This window comes from Pseudomonas sp. XS1P51, assembly GCF_054897845.1.
This window is the reverse complement of sequence record NZ_CM142707.1, coordinates 3,268,498-3,288,660: the sequence shown is the minus strand read 5'-3', so window position 1 is coordinate 3,288,660 and position 20,163 is coordinate 3,268,498. Positions and strand designations below refer to the sequence as shown.

20 protein-coding genes are annotated in these 20,163 nt (G+C 60.7%); 15 read left to right on the top strand and 5 right to left on the bottom strand.

Annotated elements, in window-relative coordinates; genetic code table 11:
* Position 1 precedes the first annotated feature (1 nt).
* The 9 genes from ACYZUD_RS15185 (at position 2) to ACYZUD_RS15145 (ending at position 10,269) form a co-directional block, all read left to right on the top strand.
* Positions 2–877, top strand: coding sequence for an SMP-30/gluconolactonase/LRE family protein (locus ACYZUD_RS15185; RefSeq protein WP_462024726.1), 876 nt, complete (start codon positions 2–4; stop codon positions 875–877).
* Positions 878–1,150: 273 nt separating this feature from the next.
* Positions 1,151–1,969 carry an SDR family oxidoreductase gene (locus ACYZUD_RS15180; protein ID WP_462024725.1) on the top strand — a complete coding sequence of 273 codons (819 nt, stop codon included), beginning with the start codon at positions 1,151–1,153 and terminating at the stop codon, positions 1,967–1,969.
* Positions 1,970–2,097: 128 nt separating this feature from the next.
* Entirely contained in the window at positions 2,098–3,102 is a 1,005-nt protein-coding gene (locus tag ACYZUD_RS15175; protein WP_462024724.1) for a substrate-binding domain-containing protein, read from the top strand.
* A 65-nt stretch (positions 3,103–3,167) separates the two neighbouring features.
* On the top strand, positions 3,168–4,724 hold the full coding sequence (gene araG / locus ACYZUD_RS15170; protein ID WP_462024723.1) for an L-arabinose ABC transporter ATP-binding protein AraG: 1,557 nt from the start codon (positions 3,168–3,170) through the stop codon (positions 4,722–4,724).
* Positions 4,725–4,733: 9 nt separating this feature from the next.
* Positions 4,734–5,702 carry an L-arabinose ABC transporter permease AraH gene (gene araH / locus ACYZUD_RS15165; RefSeq protein ID WP_462024722.1) on the top strand — a complete coding sequence of 323 codons (969 nt, stop codon included), beginning with the start codon at positions 4,734–4,736 and terminating at the stop codon, positions 5,700–5,702.
* Between the two features lie 248 nt (positions 5,703–5,950).
* Positions 5,951–6,664: a GntR family transcriptional regulator gene (locus ACYZUD_RS15160; RefSeq protein ID WP_462024721.1), complete on the top strand. Its 714-nt coding sequence runs from the start codon at positions 5,951–5,953 to the stop codon at positions 6,662–6,664.
* The gene (locus ACYZUD_RS15155; RefSeq protein ID WP_462024720.1) at positions 6,661–7,659 is read left to right on the top strand and encodes an ADP-ribosylglycohydrolase family protein; all 999 of its coding nucleotides are present in this window, start codon (positions 6,661–6,663) and stop codon (positions 7,657–7,659) included. The genes ACYZUD_RS15160 and ACYZUD_RS15155 overlap by 4 nt, the downstream gene beginning before the upstream one ends.
* Positions 7,660–7,880: 221 nt before the next feature.
* The gene (locus tag ACYZUD_RS15150) at positions 7,881–9,347 is read left to right on the top strand and encodes a purine-cytosine permease family protein (protein WP_462024719.1); all 1,467 of its coding nucleotides are present in this window, start codon (positions 7,881–7,883) and stop codon (positions 9,345–9,347) included.
* Positions 9,340–10,269 (top strand): PfkB family carbohydrate kinase, encoded by a 930-nt coding sequence (locus ACYZUD_RS15145; RefSeq protein WP_462024718.1) that lies wholly within the window; start codon positions 9,340–9,342, stop codon positions 10,267–10,269. Before ACYZUD_RS15150 ends, ACYZUD_RS15145 begins: the two co-directional genes overlap by 8 nt.
* A 115-nt stretch (positions 10,270–10,384) precedes the next feature.
* Here ACYZUD_RS15145 and ACYZUD_RS15140 read toward each other — a convergent pair whose 3' ends face one another.
* The 3 genes from ACYZUD_RS15140 to ACYZUD_RS15130 all read right to left on the bottom strand — a co-directional run bounded on the left by ACYZUD_RS15140 (position 10,385) and on the right by ACYZUD_RS15130 (position 11,505).
* On the bottom strand, positions 10,385–10,765 hold the full coding sequence (locus ACYZUD_RS15140) for a Rho termination factor N-terminal domain-containing protein (protein WP_462024717.1): 381 nt from the start codon (positions 10,763–10,765) through the stop codon (positions 10,385–10,387).
* Positions 10,766–10,865: 100 nt separating this feature from the next.
* Positions 10,866–11,120, bottom strand: coding sequence for a hypothetical protein (locus ACYZUD_RS15135; protein ID WP_462024716.1), 255 nt, complete (start codon positions 11,118–11,120; stop codon positions 10,866–10,868).
* Positions 11,121–11,166: 46 nt separating this feature from the next.
* A complete protein-coding gene (locus tag ACYZUD_RS15130) occupies positions 11,167–11,505 on the bottom strand; it encodes a hypothetical protein (protein WP_462024715.1) in 339 nt (112 codons plus the stop codon).
* A gap of 315 nt (positions 11,506–11,820) precedes the next feature.
* Here ACYZUD_RS15130 and ACYZUD_RS15125 point away from each other — a divergent pair, with 315 nt between their 5' ends.
* A complete protein-coding gene (locus ACYZUD_RS15125) occupies positions 11,821–12,303 on the top strand; it encodes a GNAT family N-acetyltransferase (protein WP_462024714.1) in 483 nt (160 codons plus the stop codon).
* 100 nt (positions 12,304–12,403) lie between these two features.
* On the opposite strand, the gene ACYZUD_RS15120 is transcribed toward ACYZUD_RS15125, so the two are convergent.
* On the bottom strand, positions 12,404–13,375 hold the full coding sequence (locus ACYZUD_RS15120) for an IS110 family RNA-guided transposase (protein ID WP_462019512.1): 972 nt from the start codon (positions 13,373–13,375) through the stop codon (positions 12,404–12,406).
* A gap of 371 nt (positions 13,376–13,746) precedes the next feature.
* Between ACYZUD_RS15120 and ACYZUD_RS15115 the strand changes: the two genes are divergently transcribed.
* The 5 genes from ACYZUD_RS15115 to ACYZUD_RS15095 all read left to right on the top strand — a co-directional run bounded on the left by ACYZUD_RS15115 (position 13,747) and on the right by ACYZUD_RS15095 (position 18,936).
* Positions 13,747–14,739: a 2-dehydro-3-deoxygalactonokinase gene (locus ACYZUD_RS15115; RefSeq protein ID WP_462024713.1), complete on the top strand. Its 993-nt coding sequence runs from the start codon at positions 13,747–13,749 to the stop codon at positions 14,737–14,739.
* A gap of 19 nt (positions 14,740–14,758) precedes the next feature.
* Positions 14,759–15,379, top strand: coding sequence for a 2-dehydro-3-deoxy-6-phosphogalactonate aldolase (locus ACYZUD_RS15110; protein ID WP_046049101.1), 621 nt, complete (start codon positions 14,759–14,761; stop codon positions 15,377–15,379).
* A gap of 46 nt (positions 15,380–15,425) precedes the next feature.
* Positions 15,426–16,574 (top strand): galactonate dehydratase, encoded by a 1,149-nt coding sequence (gene dgoD / locus ACYZUD_RS15105; RefSeq protein WP_045061702.1) that lies wholly within the window; start codon positions 15,426–15,428, stop codon positions 16,572–16,574.
* Between the two features lie 187 nt (positions 16,575–16,761).
* Entirely contained in the window at positions 16,762–18,072 is a 1,311-nt protein-coding gene (locus ACYZUD_RS15100; RefSeq protein WP_462024712.1) for an MFS transporter, read from the top strand.
* Between the two features lie 60 nt (positions 18,073–18,132).
* Positions 18,133–18,936 (top strand): IclR family transcriptional regulator, encoded by an 804-nt coding sequence (locus ACYZUD_RS15095; RefSeq protein WP_462024711.1) that lies wholly within the window; start codon positions 18,133–18,135, stop codon positions 18,934–18,936.
* On the opposite strand, the gene ACYZUD_RS15090 is transcribed toward ACYZUD_RS15095, so the two are convergent.
* Complete coding sequence (locus tag ACYZUD_RS15090; protein WP_462024710.1) at positions 18,933–19,985, bottom strand: NAD(P)-dependent alcohol dehydrogenase; 1,053 nt, start codon at positions 19,983–19,985, stop codon at positions 18,933–18,935. The genes ACYZUD_RS15095 and ACYZUD_RS15090 overlap by 4 nt on opposite strands.
* Between the last annotated feature and the right edge of the window lie 178 nt (positions 19,986–20,163).

Sequence of the window (20,163 nt, the reverse complement as noted above, 5' to 3'; positions counted from 1 at the left end):
CATGGAGTGGACTGCGGTCACTCAACACCGTGCGCAACTCGGCGAAGGCCCGTTCTGGGATGCGCCGACCCAGGCGCTGTACTGGGTTGATATTGCCGGCAAGCAAGCGCTGCGGTTGATCGGCGCCAACGTACAGATCTGGCAGATGCCGGAGCATGTGTCCGCCTTCATACCCTGCGATAGCGGTGATGCGCTGGTGACGTTGAGCAGTGGCGTCTATCGGCTGGACCTGGATTCCCCCGGCCTTGAACCGCGACTGACCTTGCTCTGCGTCGCCGATCCGCAACCCGGCAATCGCGCCAACGAGGCCCGCTGCGATGCCTTGGGCCGACTCTGGCTGGGCACCATGCAGAACAACATTGGCGAGCAGGGTGAAGACCTGCCCATCCTGCGTCGCTCCGGCGGCCTGTTCCGCATCGATCGCGATGCGCGGGTCACGCCGTTGCTTCGAGGGCTGGGCATTCCCAACACCTTGTTGTGGAGCGATGACGCCACCACGCTCTACTTCGGCGACAGCCTGGACAGCACGCTGTACCGGCACTTCATCCACACCGATGGCAACCTCGACACCGCGTACGTGTGGTTCGGTCCCCATGATCGCGGCGGCCCGGATGGCTCGGCGATGGATGCCGAAGGTTTCATCTGGAACGCGCGCTGGGATGGCAGTTGCCTGCTCAGACTGACGCCGGACGGTCATGTCGATCGCGTGATCGAACTCCCGGTCAGCCGCCCCACCAGTTGTGTATTCGGCGGCGAAGACTTCAAAACCCTCTACATCACCAGTGCCGCAAGCCCGCGCAACCATCCGTTGGACGGCGCGTTGCTATCGGTTCGAGTCGATGTGGTCGGAAAACCTTGCACTCGATTCGCCGGGTAAATCCCAAAATATGGGATGTAAAATTATATATTGAGATTATTCGGCGGTCGGGTTTATAGTCGGCTCCATCAGTGACACGCACTCACACTTAAAAAAACAAAACAGGTGAAGTGATGCAGCGATATCCCACCGCACTCCCGTGCGGAGCCAGTGCTTCAGGCCGTCTTGGCGCCCGGGCGTTTTCGCGCCTGCCTTCCTATTCCCAAATGCTTTCCGACCGGACATCGACAGATGCCCGGCTTTCGTCGTGCCTTCGAACAGGAGTCTTGATCCATGGCTGAACCTCTTTCCTTGCCACCGGTGCCCGAGCCGCCCAAGGGTGAGCGCCTGAAAAACAAGGTCGTGCTGCTGACCGGCGCCGCTCAGGGCATCGGCGAAGCCATCGTCGCGACCTTCGCTTCCCAGCAGGCCAGGTTGATCATCAGTGATATCCAGGGCGAGAAAGTCGAAAAAGTCGCGGCGCACTGGCGTGACAAAGGCTTTGATGTTCAGGCGATCAAGGCTGACGTGTCCAGCCAGCAAGACCTGCACGCCATGGCCAAACTGGCCATCGAGCTGCACGGACGCATTGACGTACTGGTCAACTGCGCCGGGATCAACGTGTTTCGCGATCCATTGGAAATGACTGAAGAAGACTGGCGCCGCTGCTTCGCCATCGACCTCGACGGCGCCTGGTACGGCTGCAAGGCTGTGTTGCCGCACATGATCGAGCAGGGCATCGGCAGCATCATCAACATCGCCTCGACCCATTCCACTCACATCATTCCGGGCTGCTTCCCGTACCCGGTGGCCAAGCACGGTTTGCTCGGTCTGACCCGTGCCTTGGGCATCGAATATGCGCCGAAGGGCATTCGCGTCAACGCCATCGCACCGGGCTACATCGAAACCCAACTGAACGTCGATTACTGGAACGGTTTTGCCGACCCCCACGCCGAGCGTCAGCGGGCTTTCGATCTGCACCCGCCACGGCGCATCGGCCAGCCGATTGAAGTGGCCATGACGGCAGTGTTCCTGGCCAGCGATGAGGCGCCGTTCATCAATGCTTCGTGCATCACCATCGATGGTGGTCGCTCGGTCATGTACCACGACTGAATAACCCGAGTTTGAGGCACGGAATTACGTCTTAAATCCAATCATCATACGATATGACTATTGGCTGCATGGTTTGAACGCTGCATCGGTTTTCAGAACTCTCAAAAAAAATAACAAGGAGTCAGCTTATGAATCGTCGTCGTGGGATCCGTTCCCTGTGCTGTGCCGCTTTGGCGGTCACTGCGGTCAGCCTGAGCAGCACCTTGCTGGCGGCCGAAGAAGTGAAGATCGGTTTTCTGGTCAAGCAGGCGGAAGAGCCCTGGTTCCAGACCGAATGGGCGTTTGCCGAAAAGGCCGGCAAAGAGAAAGGCTTCACGGTGATCAAAATCGCCGTGCCGGACGGCGAGAAAACCCTCTCGGCCATCGACAGCCTGGCCGCCAACGGCGCCAAGGGCTTCGTGATCTGCCCGCCGGACGTGTCCCTCGGCCCGGCCATCATGGCCAAGGCCAAGCTCAACGGCTTGAAAGTGATCGCTGTCGATGACCGCTTCGTCGATGCCAGCGGCAAATTCATGGAAGATGTTCCGTACCTGGGCATGGCCGCGTTTGAAGTCGGCCAGAAACAAGGCAACGCCATGGCCACCGAAGCGAAAAAACGCGGCTGGGACTGGAAAGACACGTACGCGGTGATCAATACCTTCAACGAACTCGACACCGGCAAGAAGCGCACCGACGGCTCGGTCAAAGCGCTGGAAGACGCCGGGATGCCTAAAGACCACATCCTGTTCTCGGCGCTGAAAACCCTCGACGTGCCGGGCAGCATGGACGCCACCAACTCGGCGTTGGTGAAACTGCCGAGCGCGGCGAAAAACCTGATCATCGGCGGGATGAACGACAACACCGTGCTGGGCGGCGTGCGTGCCACCGAGAGCGCCGGTTTTGCCGCCACCAACGTGATCGGCATCGGCATCAACGGCACCGACGCCATCGGCGAATTGAAGAAACCCAACAGCGGCTTCTTCGGCTCAATGCTGCCGAGCCCGCACATCGAGGGCTACAACACCGCGAGCATGATGTACGAGTGGGTCACCACCGGCAAAGAACCGCCGAAATACACCGCGATGGACGACGTGACGCTGATCACGCGCGAGAACTTCAAGCAGGAACTGGAAAAGATCGGCCTGTGGAACTGAGGGCCGGTTGATTTCACCGGCGGCCCTGGCGACGGTGCTGCCTGATCTGTGTGAAGAGGTGGGTTATGGCGCAAACAAAAACACAACAACACAGCGGCTGTTCTTTTAGTGGCAGTGGCAGCTTGCGCTTCAACGGGATCGGCAAGACCTTTCCAGGGGTTAAAGCGCTGGACGGCATCAGCTTCCTCGCCCACCCAGGGCAGGTTCACGCCTTGATGGGCGAGAACGGCGCCGGCAAGTCGACGCTGCTGAAAATCCTCGGCGGTGCCTACACGCCGAGCAGCGGTGACCTGCAGATCGGCGAGCAGACGATGGTCTTCAAGTCCACGGCTGACAGCATCGGCAGCGGCGTCGCGGTGATCCATCAGGAGTTGCACCTGGTGCCGGAAATGACCGTGGCGGAAAACCTGTTCCTCGGTCACTTGCCAGCCAGTTTCGGCCTGATCAATCGCGGCGCACTGCGTCAGCAAGCGCTGGCCTGCCTCAAAGGCCTGGCCGATGAAGTCGATCCGCAAGAGAAAGTCGGGCGGCTGTCCCTCGGCCAGCGGCAACTGGTGGAAATCGCCAAGGCGTTGTCCCGAGGCGCGCATGTGATTGCCTTCGACGAACCGACCAGCAGCCTCTCGGCGCGTGAAATCGATCGCTTGATGGCGATCATCGGTCGCCTGCGGGACGAAGGCAAAGTGGTGCTGTACGTTTCCCATCGCATGGAAGAAGTGTTCCGTATCTGCAATGCGGTGACGGTGTTCAAGGACGGTCGCTTCGTGCGCACTTTCGAGGACATGAGCGAGCTGACTCACGATCAACTGGTCACGTGCATGGTCGGTCGCGATATTCAGGATATTTACGATTACCGCCACCGCAAACGTGGCGCGGTGGCGCTCAAGGTCGACGGCTTGCTGGGGCCAGGCTTGCGCGAGCCGGTGAGTTTCGAGGTGCACAAAGGCGAGATTCTGGGGCTGTTCGGCCTGGTCGGCGCGGGGCGTACGGAGCTGTTCCGGATGCTCAGTGGACTGACGCGCAACACGGCCGGACGCCTGGAATTGCGCGGTCATGAACTGAAGCTGCGTTCACCCCGGGATGCGATTGCCGCGGGGATTCTGCTGTGCCCGGAGGACCGCAAGAGGGAGGGCATCATGCCGCTCTCCAGCGTCGCCGAGAACATCAACATCAGCGCTCGCGGCGCTCATTCCACCTTCGGCTGCCTGCTGCGCGGCCTGTGGGAAAAGGGCAACGCCGACAAGCAGATCAAGGCACTGAAAGTGAAGACGCCCAGTGCGGCGCAGAAAATCATGTACCTGTCCGGTGGCAATCAGCAGAAGGCCATTCTCGGTCGCTGGCTGTCGATGCCGATGAAAGTCCTGCTGCTCGACGAACCGACTCGCGGCATCGACATCGGTGCTAAAGCCGAGATCTACCAGATCATCCATAACCTGGCCGCCAGCGGCATCGCGGTGATTGTGGTGTCCAGCGACCTGATGGAAGTCATGGGTATTTCCGACCGCATCCTGGTGCTCTGCGAAGGCGCGATGCGCGGCGAACTGTCTCGCGCCCAGGCCAATGAATCCAACCTGCTGCAACTGGCTTTGCCACGCCAACGCGCTGACGGCGTGGCGAACTGAGAGGTGACTATGACAATCCAAAACAACGCTTTGCCAACCCAGCGCAAACCTCTGGACCTGCGGCGCTTTCTCGATGACTGGGTGATGCTGCTGGCGGCCGTCGGGATCTTCGTGCTCTGCACCTTGCTGATCGACAACTTCCTTTCGCCGCTGAACATGCGCGGTCTGGGCCTGGCGATTTCCACCACCGGGATTGCCGCGTGCACCATGTTGTATTGCCTGGCGTCCGGGCACTTCGACCTGTCGGTGGGGTCGGTGATTGCCTGTGCCGGCGTGGTCGCGGCAGTGGTGATGCGCGACACCGACAGCGTGTTCCTCGGTGTCAGCGCGGCGCTGGTGATGGGGCTGATTGTCGGGTTGATCAATGGGATCGTGATCGCCAAGCTGCGGGTCAATGCGTTGATTACCACGCTGGCGACCATGCAGATTGTTCGCGGCCTGGCTTACATTTTTGCCAATGGCAAAGCGGTGGGCGTGTCCCAGGAGTCGTTCTTCGTCTTTGGCAACGGCCAGTTGTTCGGTGTGCCGGTGCCGATTCTGATCACTATCGTTTGCTTCCTGTTTTTCGGCTGGCTGCTGAATTACACCACCTACGGGCGCAACACCATGGCCATTGGCGGTAATCAGGAAGCGGCGCTGCTGGCCGGGGTGAACGTTGACCGGACCAAGATCATCATCTTCGCCGTGCATGGGGTGATCGGAGCGTTGGCCGGGGTGATTCTGGCGTCGCGCATGACCTCGGGTCAGCCGATGATCGGGCAGGGTTTTGAACTGACGGTGATTTCTGCTTGTGTGTTGGGCGGGGTGTCGCTGAGTGGCGGGATCGGCATGATCCGGCATGTGATTGCCGGGGTGCTGATACTGGCGATCATCGAGAATGCGATGAACCTGAAGAACATCGACACCTTCTATCAGTACGTCATTCGCGGTTCGATCTTATTGTTGGCCGTCGTGATCGACCGCCTCAAACAACGCTGACACCACATTACTTGTGGGAGCGAGCCTGCTCGCGATAGCGGTGGGTCTGACGCATGGATGTTGGATATGCCAGCACCATCGCGAGCAGGCTCGCTCCCACAGTTGATTTGTGTCGTGCACTGTCCGCCGCAAAACCCCTGTGGGAGCGAGCCTGCTCGCGATTGACCGCACAGCGGTCGCTTCTCCTTTTGTCACTTCCCAAAAATATTCCTTGCTCGCCACAGTCCGTTTCGGTTATCACTTTGTACATGATTAGACAGGTACGATTTGACAAGAAACAACGGGTGGTCGACGAACTCATCCGGCGCATCGAAAGCGGCCTCATGGAGGACGGTTTTCTGTTGCCGGGCGAGCATCAGTTGGCTCAAGAATTCAAGGTCAGCCGAGGCACGCTGCGCGAAGCCCTGGCTGAATTGAAACGGCGCAACTACATCGCGACGCAAAGCGGTGTCGGCTCCATCGTCACCTTCGACGGTGTGGTGCTCGATCAACGCAGCGGCTGGGCCCAGGCCCTGGCCGACAGCGGGGCGCTGATCAATACCGAAGTGCTGCGGCTGGAGGCGGTGACCCGTCCTGACCTGCTGTCGCGCTTTGGCACCGACCAATTCATTACCCTCGACCGACGCCGCCGTTCCAACGACGGCACGCTGGTCTCCCTCGAACGCTCATTGATGCCCGCCACCGGAGGCCTGGAAAGCCTGCCGCGCGTCGGCCTGATCGATAACTCCCTGACCATCACCCTGGCCGCCTACGGCTATATCGGCGAGCGCGGCGATCAATGGATCGGCGCCGAACCTTTGAACGCCGAAGACGCCAAATTGCTCGGCCGTCCGGTCGGCACGGTATTCCTCAAGGCCTTGCGCACCACGTACGACCGGCAAAACCGCTTCATGGAACAAGTCGAAAGCCTGCTCGACCCCGTGCACTTTCGCCTGCACCTGCAATTTGGAACTTCACAATGACCGTGCTCAATCGTGCCCTGGGCGCGTTCTACGGACTGGCCTTGGGCGATGCGCTGGGCATGCCGACCCAATCCCTGAGCCGCGCCGAGATCAAGGCGCGTTTCGGCGAGATTACCGACCTGCAAGACGCTGGCCCGGATCAACCGATCGCCGCCAACATGCCCAAAGGCTCGATCACCGACGACACCGAACAGGCGATTCTGGTCGCGCAGTTGTTGATCGACGGCGAGGGCCGGATCGAACCGGCGCTGCTGGCCCAACGGCTGATCAAATGGGAGGCCGAAATGCAGGCCAAGGGCTCGCAAGACTTGCTCGGCCCTTCGACCAAACGCGCGATCGAGATGATCCTCGCTGGCCATTCAGCGGAAGAAGCGGGGCGCTACGGCACCACCAATGGCGCGGCGATGCGCATCACCCCGATCGGGATCGCAGCGGATGTCGCCGATCCGGAACGTTTTATCAGCACTGTGGTGCAGGCCTGCCAGGTCACTCACAACACTACGCTGGGCATTTCCAGTGCGGCGGCGGTGGCGGCGGTAGTCTCGGCCGGGATCAACGGCATGGACCTGGGCGAAGCCTTGAACCTGGGCCAGCAAATCGCTCAGCAAGCTGAAGGTCATGGTCACTGGGTCGCTGGCGGACGCATCGCTTCGCGCATCAGTTGGGCGCGGACCATCAGCGTCGACAGCGACAAGGCCATGCTGGCGGATTTGATGTACGACGTGATCGGCACGTCGGTAGCTTCGCAGGAATCGGTGGTGGTCTCGTTTGCCCTGGCCCAGCAAGTGGCCATTGGCGAAATGAACGCCTTCGAAGCACTGTGCATGGCGGCGAGCCTGGGGGGGGACACGGACACAATCGCGGCGATTCTCGGGGCGATGCTTGGGGCCTGTCTGGGGCTTGAGAGTTGGCCGGCCGGGATGATCGAGCAAGTCAAAACCGTCAATGATCTGGAGCTGGAACCGTTGGTGCAGGGGCTGTTGGCTTTGCGCTGACGGGACTGACGCCATCGCGAGCAGGCTCGCTCCCACAGGTACGGCGAGTGCCTTGAGAATTGCACCATACCCTGTGGGAGCGAGCCTGCTCGCGATAGGCGCGCCGCATACTTGAATTTTTCACCCGCAACGGAAAGCACGAATACGGCCAGGATTGCCGGGATGTTATGTCGATTTCCGAAACTGCCCACAACCACAACAAAGGCAACAGGAGCATTCACATGAGTTCATCGAACGCCGGGCAAAGCGCCGGGCAACTGGAAACCCGAGGCATCGAACCGGTGCCGGAAGCGGAGTGCAACGGTCATCCGCTGCAACTGTTCTGGGTCTGGTTCGCCGCCAACATTTCCATCCTCGGCCTGCCACTGGGGGCGACGCTTGTCGCCTTTCGCGGGTTGGCAATCTGGCAAGCGGTCATCGTCGCAATCCTCGGCGCTGCGGGTTCCTTCGCGGTGGTCGGGATCATCTCCATCGCCGGTCGCCGTGGTCGCGCACCGAGCCTGACGCTGTCGCGAGCCATCTTCGGCGTACGCGGCAATATCGGCCCGACGCTGGTCTCGCTGATGTCGCGCCTGGGCTGGGAAACCGTCAACACTACCACGGCGGCTTTCGTGTTGCTGTCGCTGTGCTCGATCCTGTTCGGCTCGCCGGTGGAAGCCAAAAGCGCGCCGCTGCTGACCCTGGTCTTCATTGCGATTTTCGTGCTGCTGACGCTGTCGGTGTCCGGCCTCGGCCACGCGACATTGCTGGTGATCCAGAAGTGGGCGACTTACGTGTTCGGCGCGCTGAACATCCTGGTGGGCGGTTTCCTCTGCGCGACCATCGACTGGAGCGCGGTGTTCAACGCCACGCCTGCACCGCTGAGCGCGATGATCATCGGCATCGGCACCATGGCCGCCGGCACCGGGATCGGTTGGGCCAACGCCGGTGCCGACATGTCGCGCTATCAGCATCGCAGCGTCAAAGCCGTGCGCCTGGTGGCCTCGGCGGCGTTCGGTGCGGGGATTCCGCTGGTGTTGCTGATCACCCTCGGCGGCCTGTTGTCGGTGGGCAACAACGACCTGGCCTCGGCCACTGACCCGATCATCGCGATCCGCGACATGCTGCCGACCTGGATGGCCGTGCCGTACCTGATCACCGCGTTCGGCGGGCTGTTGCTGTCGAATAACCTGTCGGTGTACTCCGCCGGTTTGACCACGTTGACCCTCGGTTTGAAGGTCAAGCGTGTCTACGCCGTGGTGGTCGACATCGTGGCGATCTTCGCCGGTTCGATCTACTTCATGCTGATCGCCGACAGTTTCTACGGTCCGTTCATTACCTTCATTTCGTTGCTGGCGGTGCCGATCACGGCGTGGGTCGGGATCTTCGTCGTTGACCTGATTCACCGTCATTACTACAGCCCCAAGGACCTGCTGGACGTCAGCCCGAGCAGCGCCTACTGGTATCGCGGCGGCGTCGAGTGGCGTGCGTTCGGTGCGTGGGCGCTGGCGATCGTGCTGGGGTTCAGCTTCACCACCATCGGCACTACCGAACAAACGGTCTGGTTCCGCGGCTTCCTGTCCGACTCCTGGCTGGGTCATAACGGTCTTGGGTGGATCGTGACGTTCCTGGTGGCTGGCGGGATTTATTGGGTACTCGGTGGGGCGAAGGATCGTCGCGCCGCGCTGGTCGAGAATGCTCATGCCTAGGTTGTTGCATACCGGCCAGGTCATCATCGACCTGGTCATGGCCGTGGATAAACTGCCTCAGTCGGGCGGCGACGTGCTGGCGCAATCCGCCAGTTTCGAGGCCGGCGGCGGCTTCAATGTGATGGCTGCGGCTCAGCGTAATGGCTTGCCGGTGGTTTACCTCGGTCGCCACGGCACCGGTCGTTTCGGCGACCTGGCCCGTGAGGCGATGAAGGCTGAAGGCATTCGCATCGGCATTGCTCACCGCGCGAAGCGGGATACCGGATTGTGCGTCGCAGTGACCGACGCGTCGGCCGAGCGCACCTTCATTTCCTATATCGGTGCGGAAGGTGAGTTGACCGCCGAAGACCTGGCGAGCGTGCCGGTCGAGGCGGGCGACTATGTCTATGTCAGCGGCTACAGCTTGCTGCATGAAGGCAAGGCTCAGGCGTTGGTGGATTGGATCGTGGAGTTGCCGGGCGCAATCAACGTGGTGTTCGATCCGGGCCCGTTGGTGGATTCACCGGATGAGCCGTTGATGCAGACCTTGCTGCCGCGCATCGATGTGTGGACCAGCAACAGTGTCGAGGCGCTGCGGTTTACCGGGGCGCCGGACATTGCCCAGGCGCTGGATCGCCTGGCCGATCATCTGCCGGCGAAGGTGTTGATGGTGGTTCGCGACGGGCCGCAAGGGTGCTGGATCAGCCAGCGTGGCGACTGCCAGCCTGTGCGGGGCTTCAAGGTCGATGCGGTGGACAGCAATGGCGCGGGGGATGCCCATGCCGGGGTGTTTGTGGCCGGGTTGGCGCAGGGGTTGACGGCGGTTGAAGCGGCGCGGCGGGCGAATGCTGCGGCGGCGTTGGCGGTGACCCGCTGGGGGCCGGCGACTTCGCCGGGGGCTGCTGAGGTTGATGCGTTGATCAGTAAAACCTCCGGCGCCTGATCGATCGCCATCGCGAGCAGGCTCGCTCCCACAGGGGATTTGTGTCGCTCATACGTCCAATGTGGGAGCGAGCCTGCTCGCGATGGGGCCTTCAAATTCAGCGCAAATCCTCGCTTTACCCCGCCTTGCGCAACGCCTCGATCAATTCCTGCTTACGCATGCCCGAGCGTCCCGGAATCTTCTTCGCCCGGGCCTCCTTCCTCAAACTGTCCACGGTCTGCGTATCACGCGAAGCCTTGCTGTTGCGCGAATGACCTTCACGGCTGGCCACCGCGCGTCGGGCCGATTCCTTGCGATCGTCGGACTTGGCACTCGCCGGTTTCTTGCGCCCCGAACCACCGCTGCGTTCACCGCCACCCGACTGTTTGTTCACCGTCGCCCAGGCGCGGCCTTCTGCCTCATCTTTGGAGACACCTTTTTTCTCGTAGCTGTCTTCGATGTGCTCGGCCTTGCGCTTCTGCTCGGCGGTGTATTTGTCTTTGCTTCCACGAGGCATGGGATTTCTCCTGCTCGCAGGAGCTGTCGCAGACTGCGATATTTTGCCGTTGAATGCTTGAAGATCAAAAGATCGCAGGCTTCGCCAGCTTCTGCATCGTTTAGATATTCAGCTTGCGCGCCGCCTCAACCCCGGCGGCACTGAGTTTGATCGGCAGGTTTAACGAGTGCTCGCCGGCCTCGTTGCAGATCACATGACCATGCTGGATCAACCCGCGTTCCTGCAGCGTGGCGAGGGTGCTGGCCACGACTTTCTCCCCCCGGTAATTGTCCAGGACCTCCTTGCCCAGGCCACTCGGGTGGGCGTGCAGCAGGCGGGTCAGGACTTCTTTTTCCAGGTTTTTATCGACGTTCATGGTTACCTCTTCATTGGGATGGATAGGCGTCACTCGCATGGGCGAACTATTGGCTGGCACCACCTTCGGAACCCGAGCCACCGGTGGTGGTTTTCGAGCCGAGGCCGGTGTCGGCGTTATCGGGTGTCCGGGTGTCCGGCAGGTTCATGCCACCTTGACGCCCCGCGTCGTTGCCCTGGATCCGTGGGTCGGTGCCCGTGGACGGAGGCAGGCTGCTGTCGACGCCCGTGCCATTGGTATTCATACCGGGCGTGCCTTGGGTGGTTGGGGATTTGGGGCCTTCGACCGGATGGGTCGGGCCGGTACCGGAAGCAGTGTTCGCGGCGAAAGCGGCAGAGGACAGCAAGGTGGCGAGAGCGAGGGCGGTCAACCTGGACATGATCATGGTGTCGTCTCCATTTATTAGAGTCCTTACCTGATATTGGTCCGCCCCCGATACGGATTGGTGCCTGATGAACGACGAGCGGTCCAGGCCGGCAAAAGAGCCTTTGTGGCGAGGGGGCTTGCCCCCGTTGGACTGCGAAGCAGTCCTGAATCCGGTGTTTCGTTCTACCTGAAAAATTTCGGCGTCTTGATTGGGGCTGCTGCGCAACCCAACGGGGGCAAGCCCCCTCGCCACAAAAAGCCGCTTGGCACAGGATTTCCCATGTGACGAGCGCCGACTTAGTATGGCGTTTTCAACTTTGACGAAGGCACGTCCATGACGATCGAGATCCGCCCGGCAACCCCCAGTGATGCACCGCAAATTCTCGCGTTCATCACTGAACTGGCCGACTACGAACGTGCCCGCCATGAAGTCATCGCCAGCGTTGCCGACATCGAGCGCAGCCTGTTCAGCGAAGGCGCCACCGCCCATGGCCTGATCTGCCTGCGCGATGGCTCGCCGATCGGCTTCGCGGTGTTCTTTTTCAGCTATTCCACGTGGCTGGGCAGCAACTGCCTGTACCTGGAAGACCTCTACATCACCCCCGAACAGCGCGGCGGCGGCGCGGGTAAAACCCTGCTGCGACACCTGGCAAAAATAGCCTGCGCCAATGATTGCGGGCGTTTTGAGTGGAGCGTGCTGGACTGGAACAAACCGGCGATCGAGTTCTACAAATCCCTTGGCGCGCAGCCACAGGAAGAGTGGGTGCGGTATCGGATGGATGGGAAAGTGCTGCGCGAGTTTGCCGACGGTCGCTGATCAATCCTGAAAGATCGCAGCCTTCGGCAGCTCCTACAGATTCGGTGTACGCCGCAATATCGCGGTTGCACACGATCACGTGTAGATACCGTCTTGACTCTCACCGAGCAAGCGCAAGTTTCGGGTCGAAGGGTTGACCCGACTTGAGCACGCCATAGACGAAGTGCAGCAGCTTGCGCATCGCGGCACAGATGATTTGCTTGGGAGCCTTGCCGTTGGCCTTCAGGCGGTCTTTGAGGGCGATGATTGCTTCGTTGTGTTTCAGCGCCACGATTCCTGGCATGTAGAGGCTGGCGCGCAGTCGTACCGAGCCGATTTTCGAGATCGGGGTGCGGCCCTTGAGCATGCCCGAGTCATGCAGCTTCGGGTTGAGTCCCGCAGCAGCCACCAGTTTGCGCGGATCGTCGTATTTGCGCAGGTCGCCCAGTTCGGCCAGTAGTCTCTCAAGTGTTTTTTCGCCGATGCCATCGATGGTCACGATCAAGTCGCGCATCTGACGCATGTCGGGGTCGTCATCGATGTGTTGCTTGATTACCTTGTGCGTCTCAGCGATCTCTTTTTCGACGTGGCGCAGTACCGACTGGATCGAGTCTTTGACGCTTTCGTCGGACACGTCCAGACGATTACGCTCCATTTGCTGCATTTCCTGAAGATCATCGAGGCGGCGAACCATCGCCTTCAGTTGGCGAAACTTCAGCGGTTCCGGGGCCCAGAGCGACAGTTTTTCATGTTTTTCTCTGGCGAAGTCAGCGATCAGCTTGGCGTCGCTTTTATCGGTTTTGACTCGACGCAGTTCGCTGTTGGCATAGGCATGGGTCGTAGCCGGGTTGACCACACAGACCCGATAACCCTTGTTGTAAACAAACTCGGCGAGCGCCAGGTGGTAGACGCTGGTGGCTTCCATCACGATCAGGGCCGAAGGCTCGGCCTGCTTGTGCAACCAAGCCTCAAGTTCCTTGAAGCCCTTGGCATCGTTAGCGAGTTTGGCCTTGGTTTTGTGTTTGCCATTAGGCAGATGAGTGGCGATATCAAAAGTATTTTTTGCGACATCGACGCCAACGAAACTGGACATGAATACCTCCAATCAGATCAATTGCGATCATCACTGCACTCTGTCCAACCTTGCAAATGCGGGCTCTCGCCGAAGACGGGCCCAAGATACCGTTCGAACTATACGAGTGAGTGTGGAGGGTTGGAGCACCATCTACATTGCAGGCATAACGCCTAAGGAGCTGCGCGTCTTCCAGATCCCTCCCTCGATGATCAGTCGAGAACTATCGCTCCTGACGGAGCGATAGTCGAGATACAAGGAGCTGCCGAAGGCTGCGATCTTTTTTTATCTATATCCCAATATATGGGAGTGATATTTATATATTGAGATTTTTGTGCGTCCGGGTTTATAGTCCAGCTCACTCACTGCCAATAAACAAAACAGGTGAAGCGATGCTGGCGCAATTGATCGCGCTCGATTGGGGGACAACCTCATTACGTGCTTACAAACTTGCCGCGGGTGGCCAGGTGCTCGAACAGCGTTCGCTGTCGTCGGGAATCATGCAGCTGCCCCGGACGCCGCGAATCATCGCTGGCCAGGAATGCACCGACGGTTTTGAACTGGCCTTCGACGAGGCCTGCGGTGACTGGCTCGACACGCAGCCCGACTTGCCGGTGATTGCCTGCGGCATGGTCGGCAGCGCCCAGGGCTGGCGCGAAGCGGCCTACCGCGACACACCGGCGAACGTCGCCAATCTCGGAACTTCCCTACAAACCCTTCGCAGTCTTCGCGGTGTTGACGTGCACATCGTGCCGGGCGTGATTCAGCGTTCGCGCCTGCCGAACGTGATGCGCGGCGAAGAAACCCAGGTGCTGGGCGTGCTGCAAAACCTGCCGGACGGGGCGGGCAGCGATCTGTTGATCGGGCTGCCGGGCAGTCATTCGAAATGGGTGGAAGTGGCCGACGGCTGCATCGTGCATTTCGATACCTTCATGACCGGCGAAATCTTCGCCGTGCTCAGCGAACACAGCATTCTGGGGCGCACCCAGCAACGCGGTGCGTCTTTCGATGGCGATGCCTTTGATCGTGGCGTGCAAGTGGCGTTGTCGACGGATGGCGAAATCGGTCCGCTGTCGACGCTGTTCAGTGCTCGCAGCCTGGGGCTGACCGGTGAACTGAGCGCCACCGCCCAACCGGATTATCTGTCCGGCCTGTTGATCGGCCATGAGTTGTCGGCGCTGGCCAACGTTCAACGACGTCGGCGCAACAGCGTGCATCTGCCGTCGATCATCCTCATCGGTAATGCCCAACTCTGTGCCCGCTACAGCCGGGCCCTCGACGCCTGTGGCTTTGCCCGGGTGATTCTGGCCGAGCAGGCCACCGAACGTGGCTTGTGGCAGTTGGCGCTCGCCGCCGGACTGGTCACACCGAACCCATCCCGTTAAACCTGACTGGAGGTCTGACATGCTCAAGCAAGCACTGGCGCAAAACGGTCTGATCGCGATCCTGCGCGGCCTGCGCCCGCAAGAAGCGGCCGCTATCGGAGAAGTCCTTTATGCGGCCGGATTTCGCGTCATCGAGGTGCCGCTCAATTCCCCTGAGCCGTACGAAAGTATCCGCATCCTGCGCAGTACCTTGCCCGCCGATTGCCTGATCGGCGCGGGCACGGTGTTGACGCCGGAGCAGGTCGAGCAAGTGAAAGCGGCGGGCGGTCAGGTGATCGTGATGCCCCACAGCGATGCCAAGGTGTTGCGCGCGGCGAAGGCGGCAGGGCTGTTCCTGTCGCCGGGTGTTGCGACGCCAACCGAAGCCTTTGCCGCATTGGCCGAGGGCGCCGACGTACTGAAAATGTTTCCGGCCGAGCAAATGGGACCCGCAGTCGTCAAAGCCTGGCTGGCGGTATTGCCCGCCGGAACCATCCTGGCGCCGGTCGGCGGCATCACGCCGGACAACATGCAGGTGTTTATCGACGCGGGCGTCAAAGGCTTCGGCCTCGGTTCCGGGTTGTTCAAACCGGGCATGACGGCAGAAGAGGTGGCGGTGAATGCCAAGGCCTACGTGGCTGCCTGGAAAGCCCTTCGCTAAGACTTTTTGGCGCTGCGAGCGCTGCATCTAACAAGAGAGACAAAAGATGAAAATCACCAAGCTCACCACCTTCATCGTTCCGCCGCGCTGGTGCTTCCTCAAGGTCGAAACCGACGAGGGCGTGACCGGTTGGGGCGAACCCGTGGTCGAAGGCCGCGCCCACACGGTCGCCGCTGCCGTTGAAGAATTGTCCGACTACCTGATCGGCAAAGACCCACGCAACATCGAAGACATCTGGACCGTGCTTTACCGCGGCGGCTTCTACCGAGGCGGCGCGATCCACATGAGTGCGCTGGCCGGTATCGATCAGGCGTTGTGGGACATCAAGGGCAAGGCCTTGGGCGTGTCGGTCAGTGACCTGCTGGGCGGCCAGGTGCGGGACAAAATTCGTGTGTATTCGTGGATCGGTGGCGACCGCCCGGCGGACACCGCTCGCGCCGCGAAGGAGGCGGTCGGGCGTGGGTTTACCGCGGTGAAAATGAACGGCACCGAAGAGCTGCAATTCCTCGATTCGTTCGAGAAAGTTGATCTGGCGCTGGCCAACGTTGCCGCCGTGCGTGATGCCGTGGGGCCGAACGTCGGCATCGGCGTGGACTTCCATGGCCGGGTGCACAAACCCATGGCCAAGGTACTGATGAAGGAACTCGACCCGTACAAACTGATGTTCATCGAGGAGCCGGTACTCAGCGAAAACTACGAAGCGCTGAAAGAACTCGCGCCGCTGACCAGCACCCCGATTGCCCTCGGTGAACGGCTGTTCTCGCGCTGGGATTTCAAGCGTGTGCTCAGCGAAGGTTACGTCGACATCATCCAGCCCGATGCTTCCCACGCGGGTGGCATCACCGAGACCCGCAAGATCGCCAACATGGCCGAGGCCTACGACGTGGCGCTGGCGCTGCATTGCCCGCTGGGTCCGATCGCGCTGGCGGCGTGCCTGCAACTGGACGCGGTTTGCTACAACGCGTTCATTCAGGAACAGAGCTTGGGTATCCATTACAACGAGAGCAATGACCTGCTGGATTACGTCAAGGATCCACGGGTGTTCGACTACGACAAAGGCTTCGTGAAGATCCCCAATGGCCCTGGCCTGGGGATCGAGATCAACGAGGAATACGTGATCGAACGTGCGGCGGTCGGCCACCGCTGGCGCAACCCGATCTGGCGCCATGCCGATGGCAGTTTTGCTGAGTGGTGAGTCATCGATACACCACTGACCCTGTGGGAGCGAGCCTGCTCGCGATGACGGTGGTACATCCAACATTGATGTGACTGACACGACGCCATCGCGAGCAGGCTCGCTCCCACAGTTGGATCTCCAGGGATAGGAGATCGGCGTTCACTCTTGTCTACGACCTCAATAAACATAAGAAGAGGCACTCCCCATGCAACCGCAAACCCTCACCGGGCAGGCGTCGTTGGTGACGCCCAGCCGCAAGCGTTTTTTCATCATGGTCCTGCTGTTTATCACCGTGGTGATCAACTACCTGGACCGCAGCAACCTTTCCATCGCCGCCCCGGCGCTGACCAGCGAACTGGGCATCGATCCGATCCACGTCGGGCTGATTTTCTCGGCGTTCGGCTGGACCTACGCCGCCATGCAAATCCCCGGCGGCTGGCTGGTGGATCGGGTTCCGCCGCGCATTCTCTATAGCGTTGCACTGCTGTTGTGGTCGATCGCCACGGTGATGCTTGGTTTTGCTGCCAGCTTCATCGCGCTGTTCGTTTTGCGCATGGCGGTTGGCGCCCTGGAAGCGCCGGCGTATCCGATCAACAGTCGCGTGGTCACCACCTGGTTCCCTGAGCGCGAGCGCGCCACGGCCATTGGTTTCTATACCTCCGGGCAGTTCGTCGGCCTGGCGTTCCTCACGCCGGTATTGGCCTGGCTGCAGCACCAATATGGCTGGCACATGGTGTTCGTCAGCACCGGTGCGGTGGGCATCATTTGGGCAGTGATCTGGTACGCGGTGTATCGCGAGCCACGGGACTTCAAAGGCGCCAATGACGCTGAAATCGAGCTGATCCGCGAGGGCGGCGGGCTGGTGGATATCCAGGCCGAGCAAGCCAAGGTCAAGGCGAAATTCAGCTGGACCGACCTCGGCATCGTTCTGACCAAACGCAAGTTGTGGGGCATCTACCTCGGCCAGTTCTGCCTCAACTCGACGCTGTGGTTTTTCCTGACGTGGTTCCCGACCTACCTGGTGAAATATCGCGGCATGGACTTCATCAAGTCCGGCCTGTTGGCATCGCTGCCGTTTCTTGCGGCCTTCGTCGGCGTGCTGTGTTCGGGGTTCTTCTCCGACTTTTTGATCCGTCGCGGTTACACGGTGGGTTTTGCCCGCAAGTTGCCGATCATTGGCGGCTTGCTGATTTCCACCTCGATCATCGGCGCCAACTTCGTCGAGTCGACGCCGCTGGTGATTGCCTTCCTTGCCTTGGCATTTTTCGGTAACGGACTGGCCTCGATCACCTGGTCGCTGGTTTCAACACTGGCACCGGCACGTTTGTTGGGACTGACCGGCGGGGTGTTCAACTTCATCGGCAATCTGTCGGCGATTACTACGCCGATCGTCATCGGTTTCCTGGCCACCGGTGATTCGTTCGCCCCGGCGATCACCTATATCTCGGTGCTTGCACTGATTGGTGCGCTTTCCTACGTGTTGCTGGTAGGCAAGGTCGAGCGTATCAAGTTGTAGTCGCAGCCGTCGGGCGACCATAATGCCGCCCGTTCACTCGCTCAACGGTAAAGGCTCGATATGCAGGAAGACGCCCCAAAAATCGCCAAGGACGCCGCGCCGACCGGCACCCAGACACTGCTTCGCGGTTTGGGTGTGGTTCAGGCCGTGGCCAGTGGCGCTCGCGATCTCAAGGAAATCGCCCGGCTGATCGGCACGACGCGCAGTACCACCCATCGACTGGCCAGTTGCCTCGTGGATGAGCGTTACCTGCGGGTCGTGCCGCAAGTCGGTTATTTGCTGGGGCCGAAGTTGATTGAGCTGGGTTTCCAGGCGCGCGAAGAGCTGCCGCTGGTGACCTTGGCCGGGCCGTATCTGGATGAACTGTCGGCGCTGACCGGCGACACCATTCACCTGGCGATTCGTGAGGGCGACGAGGTGCTGTACCTGCACAAGAATCCGGGGCGCAATGGCCCGGAAATGCGTTCGCGGGTCGGCCATCGCATGCCGTTGGCGCGCACCGGGATCGGCAAGGCGTTGATGCTCGATGACACGCAGGAAGAATGGCGGCGACTGTACGAAGTCAGCTTGCCGGCAGGTGGGAAAAATCAGTTCTGGCCGCAGCACCCGGAGCAATCCTGGGAGCAGTTTCAGCAGCGCATGATCGAGTACGTGGCGGGTGGTTACGCCTTCGATCTGGAAGACAACGAACCGTCGATCCGTTGCGTGGCGGCGCCGATCCGTGATGCCAGCAAGCGCATTGTCGCCGGCATCAGTATCGCCAGCACCGTGCCCTACATGCCGCTGGAAAAAATGGCCGAGCTGATTCCCCTGATCAAAGGGGTCACGGCCCGGCTTTCGGCAGAGCTCGGCGCTAAGGTTTAGACCTTCAGCGTCGCCATGTCGATCACGAAGCGGTATTTCACGTCACCCGCAATCATGCGGGTGTAAGCCTCGTTGATCTGGCGGATGTCGAGCATTTCGATGTCGCAGGTGATGTTGTGCTCGGCGCAGAAATCCAGCACTTCCTGGGTTTCGGCAATGCCGCCGATCAGGGAGCCGGCCAGCACGCGGCGACTCATCACCAGTTTGCCGGCATGCACCGGTGGATCGACCGGTTCGATCAAGCCCACCAGAATGTGCACGCCGTCGAAACGCAGCGTATCGAGGTAGGGATTGAGGTCGTGCTGTACCGGAATGGTGTCCAGCAGGAAGTCGAAATGTCCCGCAGCGGCCTTCATCTGCTCGGCATCGGTGGACACGATCACGTGGTCCGCGCCCTGGCGACGCGCTTCTTCGGCCTTGCTCGCCGAGCGGGTGAACAGCGTCACTTCCGCGCCCATGGCCTTGGCAAACTTGATGCCCATGTGCCCAAGACCGCCCATGCCGAGAATCCCGACCTTGTCGCCAGCCTTCACGCCGTAGTGCTTGAGCGGCGAGTAGGTGGTGATGCCGGCGCAGAGGATCGGTGCGGCGCTGGCCAAGGCGAGTTTTTCCGGGATGCGCACCACGAAGTGCTCGCTGACCACGATGCTGTTGGAGTAGCCGCCCATGGTGTTGCTGCCATCGACCCGGTCCGGCGTGGCGTAGGTCATGGTCGGACCTTCGAGGCAGTATTGCTCGAGGTTGGACTGGCAGGCTTCGCAGCTGCGGCACGAATCGACCATGCAGCCGACGCCGACCAGATCACCGACTTTGTGCTTGGTGACGTTCGCACCGACGGCGGTAACTTTGCCTACGATCTCGTGGCCGGGCATCAGCGGGTAAACGGCAATGCCCCACTCGTTGCGTGCCTGGTGGATGTCGGAATGGCAGACGCCGCAGTAGAGAATGTCGATGGCAACATCGTCGGCCCGAGGGCTGCGGCGTTCGAATTTCACGGGGGCGAGGGGAGTGGTGGCCGACTGGGCGGCGTATCCGATAGCGGTGTACATGGTGAACCTCGCAAAAGCAGTGACAGGTGAGATGGCGCATTTTGGGCGCCGCACCGGTCACCGGCCATGGCGATTCCTCCGGGTGTCATGCCTAATCCTCCGGCATGCGGCCCGGATGGGTCGCATTGGCCATCAGACCTGCGATGATGATTTCATCCCGAATTCTGCGACTTTTTCT